Here is a 21,277-nt window from a genome sequence, read left to right as displayed (position 1 = left end):
AGCGACTACTTAATTGTACAAATCATATTTATAATTTTTGTGCCTTTTCCGACGGAAACTATTTAGGGGGATAAATTTATGAAAGTTAATAAAGTTGAGAAAATCTATCCATTGTCAAATATGCAAAAGGGAATACTGTTTCATGCTATTGAAGATAAAAATTCAGATGCATATTTTGAACAAATTATATTAGATATAAAAGGTTATGTAGATGAAACTATTTTTGAGGAAAGTTTCAACGAGATTATGAAACGGCACGAAGTGTTAAGAGCATCATTTAATTATAAATTGGACGAGCCATTACATGTAATATTAAGGGATAGAAAAATTAAGTTTAGCTATAATGATGTAAGTGATTTAGATTTAAACACTAAAGATTTATATGTGGAAAAATATATAGTAGATGATAAGGTGAAGGGCTTTGACCTAACAAAAGAAACCCTTATGAGAATTTGTTTGATCAAAACAAATGATAACTCATATAAAGTAATTTGGAGCTTTCATCATATATTACTTGATGGTTGGTGTATTGGGATTATATTAGATGAGTTATTTACTATCTATTCACATAATATGAAAGGTGAAGAGCATCAATTAGAAGATCCTAGACCCTATAGTGATTATATAAATTGGCTAAATAATCAGGATAATGAAGAAGGATTGAAGTATTGGAGTAAGTATCTGGAGGGGTATGAGTTAAATGCTACCCTCCCTAAATTTAATAACTCTAGTGCTGGAAAGTATCAGAGAAGAGAAAAAGTGATAGAGTTTTCAAAAGAGTTAACTGATAAGATTACACAACTGGCAAATAAAAATAACGTCACCTTAAATACAGTGATGCAGAGTATTTGGGGGCTTATTCTAGCGAAGTATAACAATAGTGAGGATGTTGTTTTTGGAACAGTTGTCTCAGGCAGAGATGCAGCTGTAGAAGGTATAGAGAATATGTTAGGTTTATTTATAAATACAATACCAACTAGAATAAAGCTGCAAAGTGAAAAATCATTTAAAGAAGTTTTAAAAGCAACTCAACATGATGCAATAGAGGGTAATGATTATAATTATATTAATTTAGCCGAAGTTCAAGCTCTTAGCAACTTAAAAAGTAATCTTATTGATCATATATTAGTATTTGAAAATTATGCTATTGATGAAAAAGGATTGGAAGAAAAGGAAAGTGGATTAGGGTTCGAAGTTGTATCTGTAACCGACGAAGAGAGAAGTAATTATAGCCTAAGCCTTACTGTAGGAATAGGAGAGAAATTGAAACTAACAATTGTATATGATGAAAATGTATATGAAGAAAGACTAATCAATAATCTAGAGTGTCATATTCAAAATGTAACGAAGCAAGTTATCGAAAATGATGCTAAGAAATTGATCGATATAGATTTAATTTCAGAAGAGGAAAGAAACATTCTTCTTTATAAATTTAATGAAACAACCGTTGAATATCCTAAAGATAGGTTGATACATCAATTGTTTGAGGAACAGGTTGAGAAGACACCTGACCGTGTGGCAGTTAGCTTTAAAAGTAATAACCTAACTTATAGGGAATTAAATGAAAAATCAAATCAAATAGCTAGACTACTGCGAGAAAAAGGCGTTCAATCAAACACAATTGTAGGAATCATGGTCGACCGTTCTTTAGAAATGATTATAGGAATTATGGGGATTTTAAAATCCGGAGCGGCTTATTTACCAATTGATCCTGAGACTCCTAAAGAGAGAATTGACTACATGTTACAAGATAGTAATGTAAAATTTTTATTGACTCAAGATAGATGTATAAATCAACTTAATTTGAATGTGGAGTTAATTAATTTAGATCAAGAGAATTTTTTAAGGCTAAGTACAGATAATTTGAATTTGATAAATCATTCAAGTGATACAGCTTATATCATTTATACTTCAGGATCAACAGGAACACCAAAAGGAGTAGTTATTCCGCATTATAGTGCAATTAGAGTAGTTAAGAATACAAATTATATTGAAATTAATGAGAATGATACGATACTACAACTTTCGAATTATGCTTTTGATGGGTCTATATTTGATATTTATGGTGCGCTTCTAAATGGTGCAAAGTTAATAATGGTTGAGAAGGACACTGTATTAAGTCTTGTTAAACTAGCTAAGTTAATAAAGGAAGAACAAATAAGTATTATGTTTATTACCACAGCTTTATTTAATGCGCTTGTAGATTTAGAAATAGATTGTTTAGATAAAATAAGAAAAATATTATTCGGTGGTGAAAGAGTTTCAGTTTCACATGTGAACAAAGCCCTTGAGAAATTGGGCAAAGATAAAATTATTCATGTTTATGGTCCAACTGAAAGCACGGTATATGCTACTTATTATTTTGTTAATGAAGTAACTGAGGTTATCCCAATAGGAAAACCGTTAGCAAATACTTCGGTTTTTGTAGTAGATAAAAATTCTAACCTGCTTCCACTTGGTGTGCCTGGAGAACTATGTATTTCTGGAGACGGATTAAGTACAGGGTATTTAAATAACGAGAGATTAACAGTTCAGAAATTCGTTCCAAATCCGTTCATTCTAGGAGAGAGAATGTATCGAACAGGAGACCTTGTGAGAATGCTACCTGATGGAAATATTGAGTTTTTAGGAAGAATTGACCATCAAGTGAAAATTCGTGGTTTCAGGATTGAACTGGGTGAGATAGAGAGTCAACTTCTAAAACATAAGGAAGTAAAAGAAGCTGTTGTTATCGCAAGAGAAGATAGTAATAATCATCAATATTTATGTGCGTACTTTACTTCCGAAACATCGAAGGGCGAGACTAGGGTTCAAGAAATTCGAAAGTTTTTGGCAAAAGAGTTACCAGAGTATATGCTTCCTGCTTTTTTTGTTCAGCTAGACAAGCTACCACTTACTACAAATGGGAAAGTGGATCGAAAGGCTTTACCAAGTCCTGATGGAAGTTCGGTTGCAGGAGTAGTAGAGTATGAGGCGCCAAGGCATACAGTCGAAGAAAAGCTTGTATCCATTTGGCAAGATATTTTAGATATAGAAAACATAGGAATTCAACACAACTTTTTTGAAATTGGAGGCCATTCACTGAAAGCGACTACGATGGTTTCTAGAATCCATAAGGAACTTATGGTGGAGCTACCTTTACGACAAATCTTCCAAACACCTACTATAAAAGGAATTGGAGAATATATTGACTCTACGAAAGAAAGTGTATATGCATCGATCAAAAAAGTAGAAGAACAGGATTATTATCCGCTCTCATCTGCCCAAAGAAGACTCTACATTTTAAACAAAATAGAGGGTAGCGGAGTATCTTATAATATGCCTTTCGCTATGAAAATAAAAGGTGATTTGGATGTTCATCAGCTTGAGAATGCATTCTATAAACTAATCGAAAGACATGAGGCCTTAAGAACTTCTTTCGTAATGGTAGATGGTGAACCAGTTCAAAAGATTGAAAAAGAGATAGATTTCCAAGTGACGTATAGAGAAATGGGTACCAATAAGCTAGATGATATGATTAATGGATTTGTTAAACCGTTTGATTTGGAGAAAGGTCCTCTTTTACGGGTTGAAATTATACATGTCACAGATGATGAGCACGTGATGGTCCTAGATATGCACCATATCATTTCAGATGGAGTTTCAATGAACATTTTAAATAGAGAGCTCTGTAAACTGTATGAAGGGAAAGAGTTATCCCCATTGGACCTACAGTATAAAGATTATGCAGTATGGCAAAAAGACTTGTTTACTCAAGAGGAAATGAAGAAGCAAGAAGAATATTGGATAAATGTTTTTAAAGAAGAAGTACCTATTTTAAATATGCCAACAGATTATAAAAGGCCGCCGACACAAAGTGTTGAAGGGGCTCGAAGAAGTTTTGAAATAGATAGTGAGTTGACAAAGAAGCTTAATAGAATTGCAAAAGAAAATGGGGTTACCATGTATATGCTTCTGTTAGCTGGATATACAACTTTACTTTCAAGATATACGGGTCAAGATGATATTGTGGTAGGATCTCCAATTGCAGGAAGAAGCCATCATGATTTTGAAAATATTGTCGGAATGTTTGTGAATACCCTTGCGATGAGAAATTATCCAAATGAAGATAAAACATTTCGTAATTATTTAAGAGAAGTAAAAGAAAATGCATTAAAGGCTTATGAAAATCAAGATTATCCCTTGGATGAACTGGTTGAAAAGCTGGACTTACAAAGAGATATGAGTAGAAGTGCATTATTTGATACGATGTTTGTGCTACAAAACTTAGATACCTCTAATGAAGAGATTAAAGGGTTAAGTTTTGAAACATATGATAGTGAACTTAATATAGCAAATTTTGATTTAACATTATCAGCAGTAGAAACTAATAACATCATAAAATTTGATTTAGAATATTGTACAAAATTGTTTAAGAAAGAGACAATAGATAAAATATCAGAGCACTTTGTTAGTATTTTAAGAGAAATTACTAATAATCAGGAAGTTTGTTTAGGTCAAATAGATATGCTTTCGGGAGAAGAAAAGCACATTCTTTTGAATGAATTTAATGAAACTTATATGGATTATCCAAAGAATAAAACCATTTATCAATTATTTGAGGAGCAGGTAGAGAGAACTCCAAACAAGGTTGCCGTAGAATTTGAGGGGCAACAAGTTACTTATAAGGAGCTCAATGAAAAATCCAATCAAGTAGCTAGAGTACTTTATGATAAGGGTGTTCATCCAGAAATGATTGTAGGAATTATGGTGGAACGTTCTTTAGATATGATTGTCGGTATCATGGGTATATTAAAATCAGGGGCAGCGTATTTACCAATAGACCCTGAATATCCTGAAGAGCGAATTAAATATATGGTAGAAGATAGTAACGCAAAATTCGTATTAACGCAGACTCATTTATACGATAAACTTCATTTTATCAATAATGAATGTATAACTAAAATCTCAATTAATGATGAAACAATAAAAAATCAAGAGCAAATTAATATGGAAAGGCGTAATAATGGAAATGATTTAGCCTATGTCATTTATACGTCTGGTTCCACGGGTTTACCAAAAGGGGTGTTAGTGGAACATCATTCCTTAGTCAATTTATGTAATTGGTATGTAGATTTTCATAAAATAACAGAAAGAGATCGAATTACAAACTATTTGAAATTCTCATTTGATGCATCTATTGGAGAAATTTTCCCTTGTTTAATCACCGGAGCTACTTTGCACGTTTTAGGCAAAGATATTAGGCTTGATCTAGATAAATTAAATGAATATATGAATAGTAAAGACATAACAGTTGCAACATTCCCATCTAAGGTAAGTGAACAATTTATATTACAAGATAATCATTCTTTAAGAATGTTAGTATCCGGTGGTGAAAAGTTAATTTTAAATAAGAATACCCGCTATCAGCTTGTAAATGCCTACGGTCCAACCGAAAATACAGTAGTAACTACAAGTTTCTTAATGAATAACAATGATGATAATATTCCAATTGGAAAACCGGTGTATAATACTAAAGTTTATATAGTAAATAAGTATAATCAGCTTTGTCCAATTGGAGTAACAGGAGAGTTATGTATATCTGGAGTTGGATTGGCAAGAGGTTATTTAAATAATCCAGCCTTAACTGCCGAGAATTTTGTGGGAAATCCTTTCGTCAGTGGGGGAAAAATGTATCGTACAGGTGATCTTGTAAGATGGATGCCTGATGGAAATGTTGAATTCATAGGAAGAATTGACCATCAAGTAAAAATACGTGGGTATAGAATAGAACTTGGTGAAATAGAGAGCCAGTTGTTAAAACATCAAGATATAAAAGAGGTCGTAGTAGTAGCAAAAGAGGATAAGAAAAATCATACGTATATAAGTGCTTATATTGTGTCTGAAAAAGCAATATCTTCAGCCAAGATAAGAGAATTTTTAGAAAAGGAACTTCCTGATTACATGATTCCCTCTTATTTTGTTCAACTTGACCAGTTACCACTTACATCAAACGATAAAGTGGATCGAAAAGCACTTCCAGAACCAGATAGAAGTAGTCAATCAGGGGTAGAATATGAGGCACCAAGAAATGAAGTTGAAACACATCTTGTTGAGATTTGGAGGGATATCCTAGGCATAGAGGATATAGGGATAAATCATCATTTCTTTGTATCAGGTGGAGATTCTATTAAGGCTCTGCAAATTGTGTCCAGATTGTCTAGAATAAATCTTAAGTTAGAAGTGAAAGATCTATTTGCAAACCCTAAAATTAAAGATCTTAGTAAGTATGTAAAAAAGCAAAACAAACGGTTAAAACCTTATGAAATAGTTACAGGAGAAGTAATATTATCTCCAATTCAAAAATGGTATTTTGAGAAAAATAAAGAAGAACTAGATTATTTTAATCAATCATTTATGCTGTTTAGGGAAGATGGATTTGATCAAAAGAGAATAGAGAGAGTCTTTAATAAGATATTAGAGCAGCATGATGCCCTTAGAATGATTTATAGAGAAAATGATGGAGAGATCATTCAGTATAATAGAGGCTATAAGGATAACCTCTTTGATTTATACGTTCATGATGTTGAGGGAGTAGAGAATAAGGAAGAGAAAATATATGAATTAGCGACAAATATCCAAAAGAAATCTTCCATCAAAAATGGTAAACTCGTTAATCTTTGTTTATTTAAAACGAATCAAGGTGATCATCTGCTTATTACCATTCATCATCTTGTAGTAGATGGAGTATCATGGAGAATAATATTAGAAGATTTTGAAACTCTATATTCTCAGGATTTAAGAGGTGAGAAGTTAGACGTTGGATTCAAGACTGAATCCTTTAAAGAATTTTCCTCTAAGCTGAGGGAGTATGCTAGTAGCAATAAATTATTAAAGGAAAAAGAGTATTGGCAAGAGATAGCAAATACTGAGGTTGCATTTATACCTAGAAAAAAAGAGCTCAAAAGTGACACATTCGAAAATAGTAAAACAGTTAGTATTTCTTTAAATAAGGAAAAGACTATAAGTTTATTAAGAAAATCCAATAGAGCATACAATACAGAAATAAATGATATATTGTTAACTTCCTTATTATTAGGTGCTAGAGAGATAACAAGTGAAAATTGTATAAAAATAAATATGGAGGGACATGGAAGAGAAGATATCTTAGAAAATGTAGATATTAGTAGGACTGTAGGTTGGTTTACAACTATGTATCCAGTACTTATAGATTTAGGCAATGAGACCGATCTTGCTACTAATATAAAAATGGTAAAAGAAACTTTAAGGAAAATTCCTAACAAGGGAATCGGATTTGGTATACTAAAATATTTATCAAAAGAGAAGTATCTATTAAATGAACAAAAAGCACCAATTTCATTTAACTATTTAGGTGAAATGGATAATGATGTTAACAGAAATGAATTTTCTGAATCAAAATTTTCTTATGGGGAAACAATTGGAGGAAAGATTTCAAGAAATAATTCGATAGAAATCAATTCGATAATTATTAATAATGAATTGGTTATAAATACTACCTTTAATGAGCTAGAGTTTGATGAACTAACAATCAGGAAATTAAATGATAAGTTTAAAGAAAGTCTTGAAACTATAATTGATCATTGTGTTAGTCAAATAGAGGTGGAAAAAACGCCTTATGACTATGGGGATACTAAATTAACTCTAAGTGAACTTAAGGATATTAAAGAAAAGTATAAAGATTTCGAAATTGAAAAGATTTACCCGTTAGCAAATATGCAAAAAGGAATGCTGTTCCATGCTTTGGAAAACAAAAATTCAAAAGCATATTTTGAACAAACTGTCATGGATATAACAGGATACGTTGATGTAGAGATATTAAAAACAAGTTTTAATAAAATCATGCAAAGATACGAAATACTAAGAGCATCATTTGAATATGAAATAGTTGAGGAGCCTAGACAAATAATAATAGCGGATAGAGAAATAGGTTTTCAATATTGCGATATAAGTGAAAGAGGAACTATAGAAAAAGAGTTATTCATAAAAAATTATAGAGAAGAAGATACAGAAAAGGGATTTAACTTAAGTAAAGATACTTTAATGAGAGTATGTTTGATTAGAACAGATGAAAACTTATATAAATTGGTATGGAGTCATCACCATATTTTATTGGACGGTTGGTGTCTTGGAATCGTATTAGGTGAGTTATTCACTGTATATGGAAAATTAATAAATGGTGAAGAATATGAGTTAGAAGAAACGAAACCTTATAGCGATTATATAAAATGGCTGGAAGAGCAAGATAAAGAAGAAGGTAAAAGTTATTGGGAGCAATATTTAGATGGTTATGAAGAGAAAGCGCAAATACCAAAATTACAGATTACTAAGAATAATAGTGAGTATTTAAGAAGAGAAAAAGTAATTGAATTTTCGAACGAACTAACAAATAAGATTACACAGCTTGCTAATAGGAATAGCGTAACCTTTAATACAGTATTCCAGAGTATTTGGGGTATTATTTTGGCGAAGTATAATAATACAGACGAAGTAGTATTTGGAACTATTGTATCGGGAAGGGAAGCACCAGTAGACGGAATTGAAAAGATGATTGGTTTATTTATTAATGCCATTCCAACTAGAATAAACCTTGGAAAGAATCAGAAGTTTAAAGAGGTTTTAACGGTTGTACAGAGTGAAGCTATAGCTAGCAATAATTATAACTATATGAATTTAGCTGAAGTTCAAGCAATGAGTAAATTAAAGAATGATCTTATTGATCATATAATTGTGTTTGAGAACTATGCTGTTGATAAACGTATTGCCGGAAATGAAAAAATGGATATAGGTTTTGAGGTAGAAGATATACATGCAGAAGAGCAGAGCAATTATAGTTTTAGTATTGCTGCAACTCCAGGTGAGAAGTTAAATTTAGTTTTAACTTATGATGGCAATATTTATGATGACAAAATAATAGATAATATCGAAATGCACATTAAAAAAGTAACTGAACAAGTGATTGCAGATGAGAATAAGAAAATAAATGAAATAGACATAATTTCAGGAGAAGAAAGAACAACTTTATTGTATGAATTTAATGATACAAAAGTAGATTATCCAAAAGAGAAGACGATACATCAATTGTTCCAAGAACAGGTAGAAAGGACACCTGAAAATATTGCAGTTGTGTTTGAAAATCAACAATTGACTTATTGGGAACTTAACGAAAAATCTAATCAAGTCGCTACTCTGCTAAGAGAAAAAGGTGTGAAATCTAATACTGTGGTTGGTATTATGGTTGAACGTTCGATTGAAATGATAGTTGGTATGATGGCGATATTAAAAGCCGGGGGAGCATACCTTCCAATTGATCCTGAGTATCCAGAGGATAGAAGAAGATATATGTTAGAAGACAGTGGTATAGAAATATTGTTAAAACAAGAAAATAAACATGTAGATTATGATTTAACTTGTATTGATATAAATGTACAAAAGATTAAGGATAGATTTACAGAAAACTTGCCTAGTCTAAATAAGTCCTCTGACATGGCTTATATAATATACACTTCAGGTTCAACAGGAAAACCAAAGGGTGTTATGGTGAATCATAAATCTATTCTCAATACGTTATGTTGGAGAATAGAATCATATCAATATAGTGAAAGTGATATTACGTTACAGATGCCTTCTTTCTCTTTTGACAGCTCTGTTGAAGATATTTTTACTACTTTGCTTTCTGGAGGTAAATTAATTTTAATAGAAGATATAAGAATGAATTTCAGTAAATTTATAAATATTATTCAAAATAATAAAGTAACTAATTTGTTAGCTGTTCCAAGCTATTATAATAATCTATTAAACACTATTGATAAGCCTTTAGTAGATTTGAGATTTGTGACAATTGCAGGTGAAGGTTTTAATGAAAATCTAATTACAAAACATTTTCAGAAAATGCCTCACGTAAAATTGTTTAATGAATATGGTCCAACAGAAAATAGTGTTTGTTCTACAATATGTGAATTAAAACAGGAAGATCAGAAGGTACTTATTGGTAAACCAATAAGTAATAACAGGGTTTATATCCTTGATATGGAAAATAATTTATTGCCATTAGGAGTTGCAGGTGAACTTTGTGTAAGTGGGGAAGGTTTGGCACGTGGTTATTTAAACAGACCAGAGCTCACAGCGGAGAAGTTTGTTCCAAATCCATTCATTCCAGGGGAAAGGATGTACCGGACAGGAGATCTTGCAAGGTTATTGCCTAATGGGAATATCGAATTTTTAGGTAGAATTGACCATCAAGTGAAAATTCGAGGTTTCAGGATTGAACTAGGTGAGGTAGAGAATCAACTTTTGAAACAGAAAGAGATTAAAGAAGCCGTTGTCATCGCAAGAGAGGATAATAATGGTCAACCATATTTATGTGCTTATTTTACGTCTGAAACACGTAAGAAAGAATCCATATTACAAGAAATTCGGAAGGTTTTGGCGCAAGAGCTTCCAGAGTATATGATTCCTGCGTTTTTCGTTCAGTTGGATAAACTACCACTTACAGCAAATGGAAAAGTGGACCGAAAGGCCTTACCAGAACCTGATGAAAGTGCAGTTGTGGGAGTAGAGTATGAGGCACCAAGGAATGAAGTCGAAGAAAGACTTGTATCCATTTGGCAGGAAATTTTAGGAGTGGAAAAAATCGGTATCAACCAGCACTTTTTTGAAATAGGAGGTCATTCTCTTAAAGCAACTACGATGGTTTCTAAAATCCATAAGGAACTTATGGTGGAGATACCTTTACGACAAATCTTCCAAACACCTACTATAAAAGGGATTGGAGAATTTATTGACTCTACAAAAGAAAGTGTATATGCATCGATCAAAAAAGTAGAAGAACAAGATTATTATCCACTTTCATCTGCACAAAAAAGACTCTATATTTTAAACAAAATAGAGGGTAGCGGAGTATCTTACAATATACCGTTCGCCATGAAGATAAAAGGTGATTTGGATGTTCAGCAACTTGAGAAGGCTTTCCATAAATTAATCGAAAGACATGAAGCTTTAAGAACTTCTTTTGTAATGGTAGATGGTGAACCAGTTCAAAAGATTGAAAAAGACATAGATTTCCAAGTGATGTATAGAGAAATGGGTACCAATAAGCTAGATGATATGATCAATGGATTTGTTAAACCGTTTGATTTGGAGAAGGCTCCTCTTTTACGGGTTGAAATCATACATGTTACAGATGATGAGCACGTGATTGTATTAGATATGCACCATATTATATCAGATGGTGTATCAATGGGGATCTTTACACAGGAATTAGCTGAGTTATACAACGGGAAAGAATTATCTCCATTAAGCATTCAATATAAAGATTATTCTGTATGGCAAAGAGAATTGTTTACTCAAGAAGAAATGAAAAAACAAGAAGAGTATTGGATGCATGTATTTAAAGAAGAAGTACCAGTACTAAATATGCCGACAGATTATAAAAGACCGCCAATTCAAAGTACAGAAGGTGACCTTGTACATTTTGAAATCGATAGTGACACATATGTTAATCTTAAGAAGATGGCGAAGGAACATGGTGTGACGCTGTATATGCTTCTGTTAGCGGGATACACAACACTGCTTTCAAAATATACGGGGCAAGAGGAAATCGTAGTGGGATCTCCAATCGCAGGAAGACCTCATGATGATTTGAAACAGATTATGGGTATTTTTGTTAATACTCTTGCGATGAGAAATTATCCAAAACGAGACGTTTCATTCCAAGATTATTTAAAAGAAGTTAAAGAGAATGCTTTAAAAGCCTATGAAAATCAGGATTATCCATTTGATGAATTAGTTGAAAAATTAGATTTAAAGAGAGATATGAGCAGAAGTGCTTTGTTTGATACAATGCTCGTCTTACAAAACTTTGACTATGATGATTTTGAAATACAAGGTTTAACTTTCTCACAATATCAAATGAAGGCGCATGTTTCTAAATTTGATTTAACACTTACCGCTGTTGAAGAAGAGCGTAGTATCAAATGTGTATTAAATTACAGAACTAAATTATTTAAGAAGGAAACTGTAGAAAGATTAGCTAAACATTTAATCCAGGTTTTTAAAGAAATTATTGAGAAGCCAGAACAAAGCATTCAGGATATTATGTTGCTTTCAGAAGAAGAAGTGCAGATGCTATTGCAGGATGATAAAGATACAAAAGCTGATTATCCGAAAGATAAAACAATTTCACAATTATTTGAGGAACAGGTGAAACGAACACCTCACCATGTAGCCGTGATATTTAAAAATCAGAAACTTACGTATCTGGAACTGAATGAAAGAGCGAATCAAATGGCAAGGTTGCTTCAAGAAAAAGGAGCAAATCCAGGGATAACAGTAGGTATGTTAGTGGAAGAATCTCTTGAAATGATTATTGGAATTATGGCCGTATTAAAAGCAGGAGCGACTTACTTACCAATAGATCCTGAACAACTGGATAAAAGAACGAATGTCATTTTAAAGGATAGTAATGCTAGCCTATTGATAGTAAAAGGAGAAAGGAAAGAAACTCTCCAATTTAATGGAGAAATAATCTCCATGGAAGATGATTCTATAAAAGAGAGGGATACATCAAATTTATTAGTCAATTATAAATGGAATCATAATGCGTATATCATCTATACATCAGGTTCGACTGGTACACCTAAAGGTGTATGTGTTCAGCACAACAACGTTGTAAACTATATGACTTGGTTTACAAAGAAAGCGAATCTAAAAGAAACAGATAAGGCAATGTTAGTATCTTCCTATGCATTTGACTTGGGCTATACAAGTCTATATTCATCACTTTTAAATGGATGTGAACTGCATCTCGTTACAAAAGAAGTATATACTAATGCTCAGAAGGCATTACAGTATATAGAAGAACAAGGGATTTCTTATTTGAAATTAACACCGTCTCTCTTTAACGTCTTGGTGAATGATCCGAGTTTCTCAAATAATCAAAGCTGTAAAACTTTGAGATTAGTCGCGTTAGGTGGAGAGAAAATCAATCCAATAGATGTTGAAAAATTCTATACACATTACCCAAATCATGCGGTAATGAATCACTATGGACCTACAGAGGCGACAATTGGTTCGGTATATCAAGTTATTGAATATGATACAATGGCAGCTTTCAAAGAATGCCCTGTGATTGGAAGACCAATTCAGAATATGAAGGCTTACGTAGTGGATCAACAAATGAAACTTGTCCCAGAAGGTATTTATGGTGAATTATGCTTATCAGGAGATGGCGTAGCAAGTGGATATTTAAACAGAGCAGATTTGACAGAAGAAAAATTTGTTCAAAATCCGTTTGAACCAAATAAAAAAATGTATCGGACAGGGGATCTTGCTCGAAGACTATCAGATGGTAGAATTGAGCTTGCAGGTAGGATTGACGGTCAAGTGAAAATAAGAGGTTATCGAATTGAAACAGAAGAGATTAAGCGTCATTTAGTTAAACACGAACAAATTAAAGAAGCATTCGTGATTGATCGAGAAGGTCAGGACGGAAGAAGATATCTATGTGCATATATTACGTCCCAGAGGGACCTATCATTTGAAGAATTAAGAGCGTACTTAAAAGTAGAAATCCCTGAATACATGATTCCATCTTATTTTGTTCAGATGGAGCGTATTCCACTTACGGCAAATGGAAAAGTAGACGAAAAAGCCTTACCAGAGCCAGATGTGAGTAAGGGAGTAGATTATGAAAAACCAAGAAATCAGGTAGAAGAAAAACTTGTGAAGGTATGGGAAGATATATTAGGAGTCAAGCCAATTGGGATTAGCCATAACTTTTTTGCTTCGGGTGGAGATTCTATTAAAGCTTTACAAATTATCTCACGTTTATCACGAGAAGGTATCACGTTAGAGATGAAAGATCTATTTACCTATCCGGAAATCAAGTTTTTAAGCAACTATGTCAATATTGAGACAATACAAGAAGGCTCTTATGAAATTGAAACAGGAGATGTGTTGCTCACTCCAATTCAAAAAGCGTATTTTATGAATGGAAAAGAAGAAGTAAATCATTATAATCATGCAGTTATGTTGTATAGAAAAGATGGATTCCGTGAGGAAATGATAAAAGAAGTTATGGAAGCAATTTTTGTACATCATGACGCATTACGAATGATTTATAAAGAGGAGAATAATGAAGTACTTCAATTCAATCGAGAAGTGGAAAAAAATCAATTTGGTTTTAATGTTTATGACGTTTCGAGAGAAGATAATCCAGATGTGAAAATTCAAGAACTTGCGACAATATTACAGAAGAAAATTGATATACAAGAAGGACCTCTTGTAAATGTAGCACAGTTTAAGACGAATGTTGGAGACCATCTGTTACTTATTATTCATCACCTTGTGGTGGATGGAATCTCTTGGAGAATCCTATTTGAAGATTTTGTACTTGGATACAGCCAGCTACTGAAAGGCGAGCCAATAGCGTTTTATCCAAAAACGACTTCTTATAAAGAGTATGCTACTCAGCTCAACGAGTATGCTAAGAGTGCAAAAATCCTTAGAGAAAAGCAATATTGGGTGAACACATTAAAGGATAATGTTAACTTTTTAGAGAAAAAAGAGGAAGTTGGACTATTCCGATATGAGGATAGTGATACTTTTAGTACCGCTCTCGGAATAGAGGAAACAAGCCGATTGTTAAGAGAAACAAATCAAGCATATCATACTGAAATCAATGATTTACTGATTAGTGCTCTTTTAATAGCTACAAGGAGAGTAACTGGTGAAAATAAAATTAGGATTAGTCTAGAGGGCCATGGTAGAGAACGGATTATAAAAAATGTAGATATTAGCCGAACAGTTGGATGGTTTACAACCAAATATCCTGTATACATCAATTTAGGAGATGAAAAGGACCTTTCAATGACTATTAAAACAGTGAAAGAGTCTCTTAGAAGAATTCCGAATAAGGGAATAGGCTATGGGGTTTTAAAACAATTGAGTGGAGATCCAGATTTATGGAATATTGAACAGCCACCTATTTTGTTTAATTACTTAGGTCAAATGGATGCAGATCTCAATAATACAATCTTTTCTTCTTCTTGGATATCGGCAGGAGAGTCGATTGGAGGTAAACATACAAGAGAAACACCTATAGAAATGAATGCTATTGTCTTAGATGGAAAGCTCACTATTGATACGACTTATAATACAAAAGTATATGCAGAGGATGTCGTAGTGGAGTTTACAGAAGCTTTCAAGGCTGCTCTTCTTGATGTAATCCATCATTGCATTTCTAAGGAACAGGCTGAAAAAACACCATTTGACTATGGAGACAAAGAATTAAGCTTCGAACAACTAGAGGAAATCAAGGCGAAAAATAGGTGGGGAGAAATAGAAAAGATTTATCCATTAGCTAATATGCAACAGGGTATGCTATTCCATGCATTAGAAGATCCACAATCAGGTGCATACTTTGAACAACTTGTCATTGATGTCAAAGGGTTTATTGATGTCAACTTATTCGAGGAAAGCTTGAACGATATTATGAAAAGACATGAAATCCTTCGGACAGCAATTGAATATGAAATTACAGAACAACCAAAAAATGTAATTATAAAAGGTCGAAAGATTGGCTTTAGATATCGAGATATTAGACAGCAAGGAATAGATCAGCAAAAAGAAAGTATAACAACCTACATTGAACAAGATCGAGAAAAAGGTTTTGATTTTAGTAAAGATGTCTTAATTAGATTGGAACTTATTCAAACTGATGATAAGGCTTATACAATTATATGGAGTAATCATCACATCTTGTTCGATGGATGGGGCAGAGGTATTATTTTGGGAGAATTGTTCCATATCTATGGAAACAAACAAGTAGGACAGTATCCTAATTTAGAAGAGCCAAGACCATATAGTGATTATATTAGATGGTTAGGAGAACAGGAAAAAGAAGAGGGAATTCAATATTGGAAACAATATTTAGCAGGATATCAAAAACCTGCGAAAGTTCCATCGTTCAAAATTGATAGTACAAGAGAGTACCATGGACAAGAGACGCTCATTGAATTTTCAAGGGAACTTACGAAAAAAATGACTGAATTGGCTAATCAAAATAATGTTACGTTAAACACTGTGCTACAAACTTTATGGGGGATTATTTTAGCCAAGTATAATCATACAGACGATGTTGTATTTGGTTCTGTCGTTTCTGGTAGAGATGCCAAAGTAGCTGGAATTGAAAAAATGGTTGGATTATTCATTAATGCAATTCCAACGAGAATTAATATAAAAGAACAGAAGAGCTTTAAAAATATTTTAAAAGAGGTACAGCAACAAGCAATAGAAAGCCAAGCATACAACTATATGAATCTTTCAGATATACAGTCTCTTAGTGATTTGAAAAGGGATTTAATTGATCATGTAATGATTTTTGAGAATTATGCACTTGATGAACGTTTACTTCAGGAAGAAGAAAGTAAGAGTAGTTTCGTGTTTAAGGATATTAAAGGGATTGAACAAACCAACTATGGATTTACAATAGTTGTCGTTCCAGGTGAACAGCTTGTTCTCAAAATATCATATGATGGAAATCTCTATTCAGAAAAACTCATCCAGAACATAGCAAATCATCTAAAAAATATTATGGACGAAGTTGTGCAAGATGAAAATAAAAATGTGAATCAATTAGAAATCCTTTCAAAAGAAGAAAAGCATTATTTCTTGAATGAGTTTAATGAAACAAAGGCAGAGTATCCAAAAGAAAAAACAATTCATCGCTTATTTGAAGAACAGGTAGAACGGACTCCAAATAAGGTAGCTGTGGTATTTGATAAGCAGCAACTTACTTATAAAGAACTTAATGAAAAATCTAACCAAATAGCTAGGCTACTCCAGAATAAAGGAGTTCAACCAGACACAGTTGTAGGTATCATGCTTGAACGTTCTCTAGAGATGATTATAGGAATTATGGGGATTTTAAAATCTGGAGCAGCATATTTACCAATAGATCCTGAATATCCTGAAGAGCGAATTAAATATATAGTAGAGGATAGTGGAACAAATATAATACTTACAAAAGGTAAAGATGCAGTGAGGTTAAGCAAAGAAATAGTATTTTTAGATGAAGAGTATAATCATTATTCTACTGAAAATATAAAAGTAACAAGTAATACTAACAATCTGGCTTATATGATTTATACTTCGGGTTCTACAGGTATGCCAAAGGGAACTATGCTTAAGCAACGAGGCCTAGTCAATTATATAACATGGGCGAATAAGGAATATGTCAAAGGAGAGGCCTTAGATTTTGCCTTGTATTCATCTTTCTCATTTGACCTTACAATTACATCATTATTCACACCATTAATTTCTGGAAATAAAATAGTTATTTACAATAATGATGGGGATGAACCAATTATAAGAAAAATCTTTAAGGATAATAGAGTAGGTATAGTAAAATTGACACCATCCCATTTAAGGTTGATAAGAGATATTGATAACAGCAATTCAAGTATAAAACGATTAATAGTGGGTGGAGAAGATTTAAAGACTGAGTTAGCAAGAGAGATTTTAAAAAGTTTCAATCATAATGTTGAAATCTATAATGAGTATGGTCCAACAGAAACAACAATTGGCTGTATGATTTATAAATATAGCCTTAATGACGATAAACACATATCGGTACCTATTGGGAAGCCAATTGATAATGTTCAAATTTATATATTGGATGATAATCAAAAGATATTACCAGTAGGAATAGAAGGAGAACTTTATATAAGTGGAGATGGTGTTGCTACAGGTTATTTAAATAGACCTGAATTGACAGCAGAAAAATTTATATCAAATCCATATGTACCTGGAGCAAAGATGTATCGAACAGGGGATCTTGCAAGATGGTTGCCTAGTGGAAATATCGAATTTATAGGCAGAACTGACCATCAAGTCAAAATTCGTGGTTATAGAATTGAATTAGGAGAAATAGAGAATCAAATTCTAAAATTAGATAATATAAAAGAAACAAAAGTTGTTGCAAGAATAGACGGTGAGAATAGTCAGTATCTTTGTGCATATGTTGTTTTAGAGAATAAAGAAAAAGCAATTACTGTTACAGAGATGAGAAGATATTTATCAAAAGAACTTCCAAATTATATGATACCGGCATTTTTTACACAGCTTAAGGAATTGCCGTTGACAACAAATGGTAAAATAGATATAAATTCATTACCAGCACCAGATGGAAATGTCCAATATGGATTAGAATACGAACCGCCAAGAAATGATTTAGAAGAAAAAATTGTTAGCATATGGGAAGAAATTTTAAATATCAAAAAAATAGGTATGAATACTAATTTATTTGATATCGGAGCGAATTCTTTAAACGTTATGACATTTGTTTCAAGGATAGTTGCAGAGTTAAACTTTAGAGTACCGTTTAAAGATGTATTTGATAAACCTACAGTCCGAAGTTTTTCAGCGTTCTTAGAAGGTGCAAAAGAAATGTTAAAGGATTATACAGAGGATTGTATTCAACTTAGTAGCTCAACAAGCACCAATAAAAAACTATTTTGTTTCCCACCTGCTGCTTCAATAGGAATAGCATATATGGGGCTAGCAAAGCATATTGAGTCATATTCGGTTTACAGTTTTAATTTTATTAAATCTGAAAATAGAATTGCACAATATGTTAAAATAATAAAAGATATTCAATCAGAAGGACCGTACACATTAGTGGGATATTCAGCTGGTGGAATTCTTGCATTCGATGTGGCAAAAGAATTGAATAGACAAGGTTTTGAAGTAGAAAATCTTATTCTTATTGATTCAAAATACCGTACGATTGTAGAACAGAATCTTTATACAGAGGAAGAGTGTAAGAGAGAACTTCATGAAAAATTCAATCTGAAAAAATATAAAGATTTAGAAAAATTAGCTAGTGATTATTTGATAGAATTAATTATGAAGTCTTATATGTATGTACAGAGTACAACAACAAATGGCAGTATTGATGGAAATATAAGTTATATAAAATCAGTAAAAGAAAAAGAAGATGAAAATAATTTACTGTGGGAGAATGCTACTACGAAGAATTTCAGGATAATTCAAGGGTACGGAACCCATATGGAAATGTTATCAAATTCAAAGCTAGATATTCTTAAAAAGAATGCTAATATAATAAACGACATATTGGCGTTTGAAACAGTTTAATTTTTGAGAATTGGCATTTCTTTAAAGAAATGCCAATTTTCTTATTTTGATGACTTGTAAATTAAAGAGAATAAGCGCAATAATTTTGGACATGTATAATAGAAATTATGAAAGCAGGTGTTATTTTGCGAGAAATTAGAATTCTTATAGCGGATGATGAAAAAGAAATTAGAGATTTATTAAAAAAATATATGGAGCGAGAATTATATAAGGTTGATGTTGCTATAGATGGCGAGCACGCTCTTTCGTTATTTAATAAAAACAAATATGATCTGTTTATATTAGATCTTATGATGCCAAAAATTGATGGGATTGAGGTCTGCAGAAAGTTAAGAGAAAAAACGAATGTTCCTATTCTAATGCTCACTGCTAAAAATCATGAAACTGATAAGATATTAGGTTTAAGTATGGGCGCAGATGATTATATTACAAAACCTTTTAGTATAAATGAGGTAGTAGCTAGAGTTAAAGCTCTTATGAGGAGATTTTTAGTTTTAGGAAGTGAGGCAGGGGATAGAGAACAAACACGTATAGAGTTTAAAGAAATCTCAATTGATATGAAAAAATATACTGTTTTCAAAGAGGGGAAAGAGATTCCTTTGACTGCAAAAGAGATGGAACTACTAAGGTTTTTTGCTTCAAATCCGGAGCAAGTGTTTACTAAATCTCAGTTATTCCGTAATGTTTGGGGGGACAACTATTTAGAAGATGATAATACTGTCATGGTCCATATTCGAAAACTTAGAAAAAAAATAGAAGTGGATCCCTCTAATCCTCAATTAATACAAACAGTTTGGGGAATAGGATATAAGTTTGTAGGTGACCAAAATGTATAGCGATAAAATTATCTTACTTAATATTCTTCAATTATTATGTATTATAGGACTTTTTTTTACAGATTTAAATAATCAGCTATTAGGAATAAATAAACTTGTTTTGTACATAGTACTATTTTTCTTTACGACTTTTCTCTTACTGATAAGGTTTCACTTCGTTAATCGTTTGAAAATAATGATTGAGGGGTTACAACGTGTAATTAAAGGGAATTTAACAACAAGGTTAATTGTAAATGAAGATAATGTATTTAATAAAATGATATTTTCTGTGAATGAATTAATTGAACAGTTAGAGAGAGTTCAAATCGAATCCATTAAATCTCAAAATGCGAGAAAAAGGCTCTTATCAAGTATTTCTCATGATATCAGAACTCCTCTTACATCTATTATAGGATATATTGATGCTTTAAAAGATGATATAGCTGTTTCTCGAGAAGAAAAAAAAGAGTATCTTGAAATTATTTCAAAAAAATCCAGCAACTTAAAGCAATTAATCAATGAAATATTTAATATGGCAAAGTTAGATGCAGATGAAGTTTTAATAAATCCTGAATTTCTAGAGTTAACTGAAATTACCAGAGAAGTATTAATTGAGTATTTGCCTGAAATCAAGAAGAATAATTTGGAGTTAAAGCTTAGTTTACCAAAAACAAAATGTTTTATCACGGCTGATTATCTAAGTATTATAAGAATTATAGATAACCTAATAAAAAATGCTATTATATATGGGAAAGAAGGAAAAGTACTTGGGATAGAACTCATGGAATCAAATCAAGAATTCCAATTGCTTGTTTGGGATAAAGGACAGGGAATCGCGGAACATGATTTAGATCATGTATTTGAACGAATGTATCGTGGTGACCAATCAAGAAATTCTATTAATGGAGGTAGTGGATTAGGGCTTGCTATTGCTAAATCCTTAGTAGAAAAAAATCAGGGCAGGATATGGGTTGAAAGTAGTCCATGGAATAAAACAGTTTTTGGTATCTCTTTTCCAAAAACAGAAAAGGTTTAATAAATATAGATAATATATGGTTTAAATTAAAATTTGTCCCAAACAATGTAGTAAAATTGTTATACAATACAGGTTTACGTATTAGTGATATTTTAAGTTGCAAAAATAGTACGAATAGGATTAAAAAATTTATATAGAAATGCAAGAAACCAAAATAAAAAAGAGCAGTTAGTTGTAATAACTGCTCTTTTTAATAAAACTTGAGTAACAAACAGATTGTATTGTGATTATTAGTAGAATATTGGATTTTATT

At 32.2% G+C, this 21,277-nt stretch carries 3 protein-coding genes; all 3 read left to right on the top strand.

Features of this window, described 5'->3' with window-relative positions; genetic code table 11:
* Nucleotides 1–78: 78 nt before the first annotated feature.
* Nucleotides 79–19,173: a non-ribosomal peptide synthetase gene (locus NST86_RS17750; RefSeq protein WP_227593256.1), complete on the top strand. Its 19,095-nt coding sequence runs from the start codon at nt 79–81 to the stop codon at nt 19,171–19,173.
* Between the two features lie 125 nt (nt 19,174–19,298).
* Nucleotides 19,299–20,009 carry a response regulator transcription factor gene (locus NST86_RS17745; protein ID WP_001206989.1) on the top strand — a complete coding sequence of 237 codons (711 nt, stop codon included), beginning with the start codon at nt 19,299–19,301 and terminating at the stop codon, nt 20,007–20,009.
* On the top strand, nt 20,002–21,024 hold the full coding sequence (locus tag NST86_RS17740) for a sensor histidine kinase (RefSeq protein WP_000286658.1): 1,023 nt from the start codon (nt 20,002–20,004) through the stop codon (nt 21,022–21,024). The genes NST86_RS17745 and NST86_RS17740 overlap by 8 nt, the downstream gene beginning before the upstream one ends.
* Nucleotides 21,025–21,277 lie beyond the last annotated feature (253 nt).

The organism is Bacillus sp. FSL L8-0199 (assembly GCF_038005705.1).
Lineage (GTDB): Bacteria > Bacillota > Bacilli > Bacillales > Bacillaceae_G > Bacillus_A > Bacillus_A cereus.
Note: the sequence above shows the minus strand (reverse complement) of the source record. Positions and strands in the feature narration are given on the sequence as shown.

Excerpts from the sequence above, each read along its gene's own strand:
- NST86_RS17750 (WP_227593256.1), top strand. The coding sequence starts at position 79 with ATGAAAGTTAATAAAGTTGAGAAAATCTATCCATTGTCAAATATGCAA.
- NST86_RS17740 (WP_000286658.1), top strand. The coding sequence starts at position 20,002 with ATGTATAGCGATAAAATTATCTTACTTAATATTCTTCAATTATTATGT.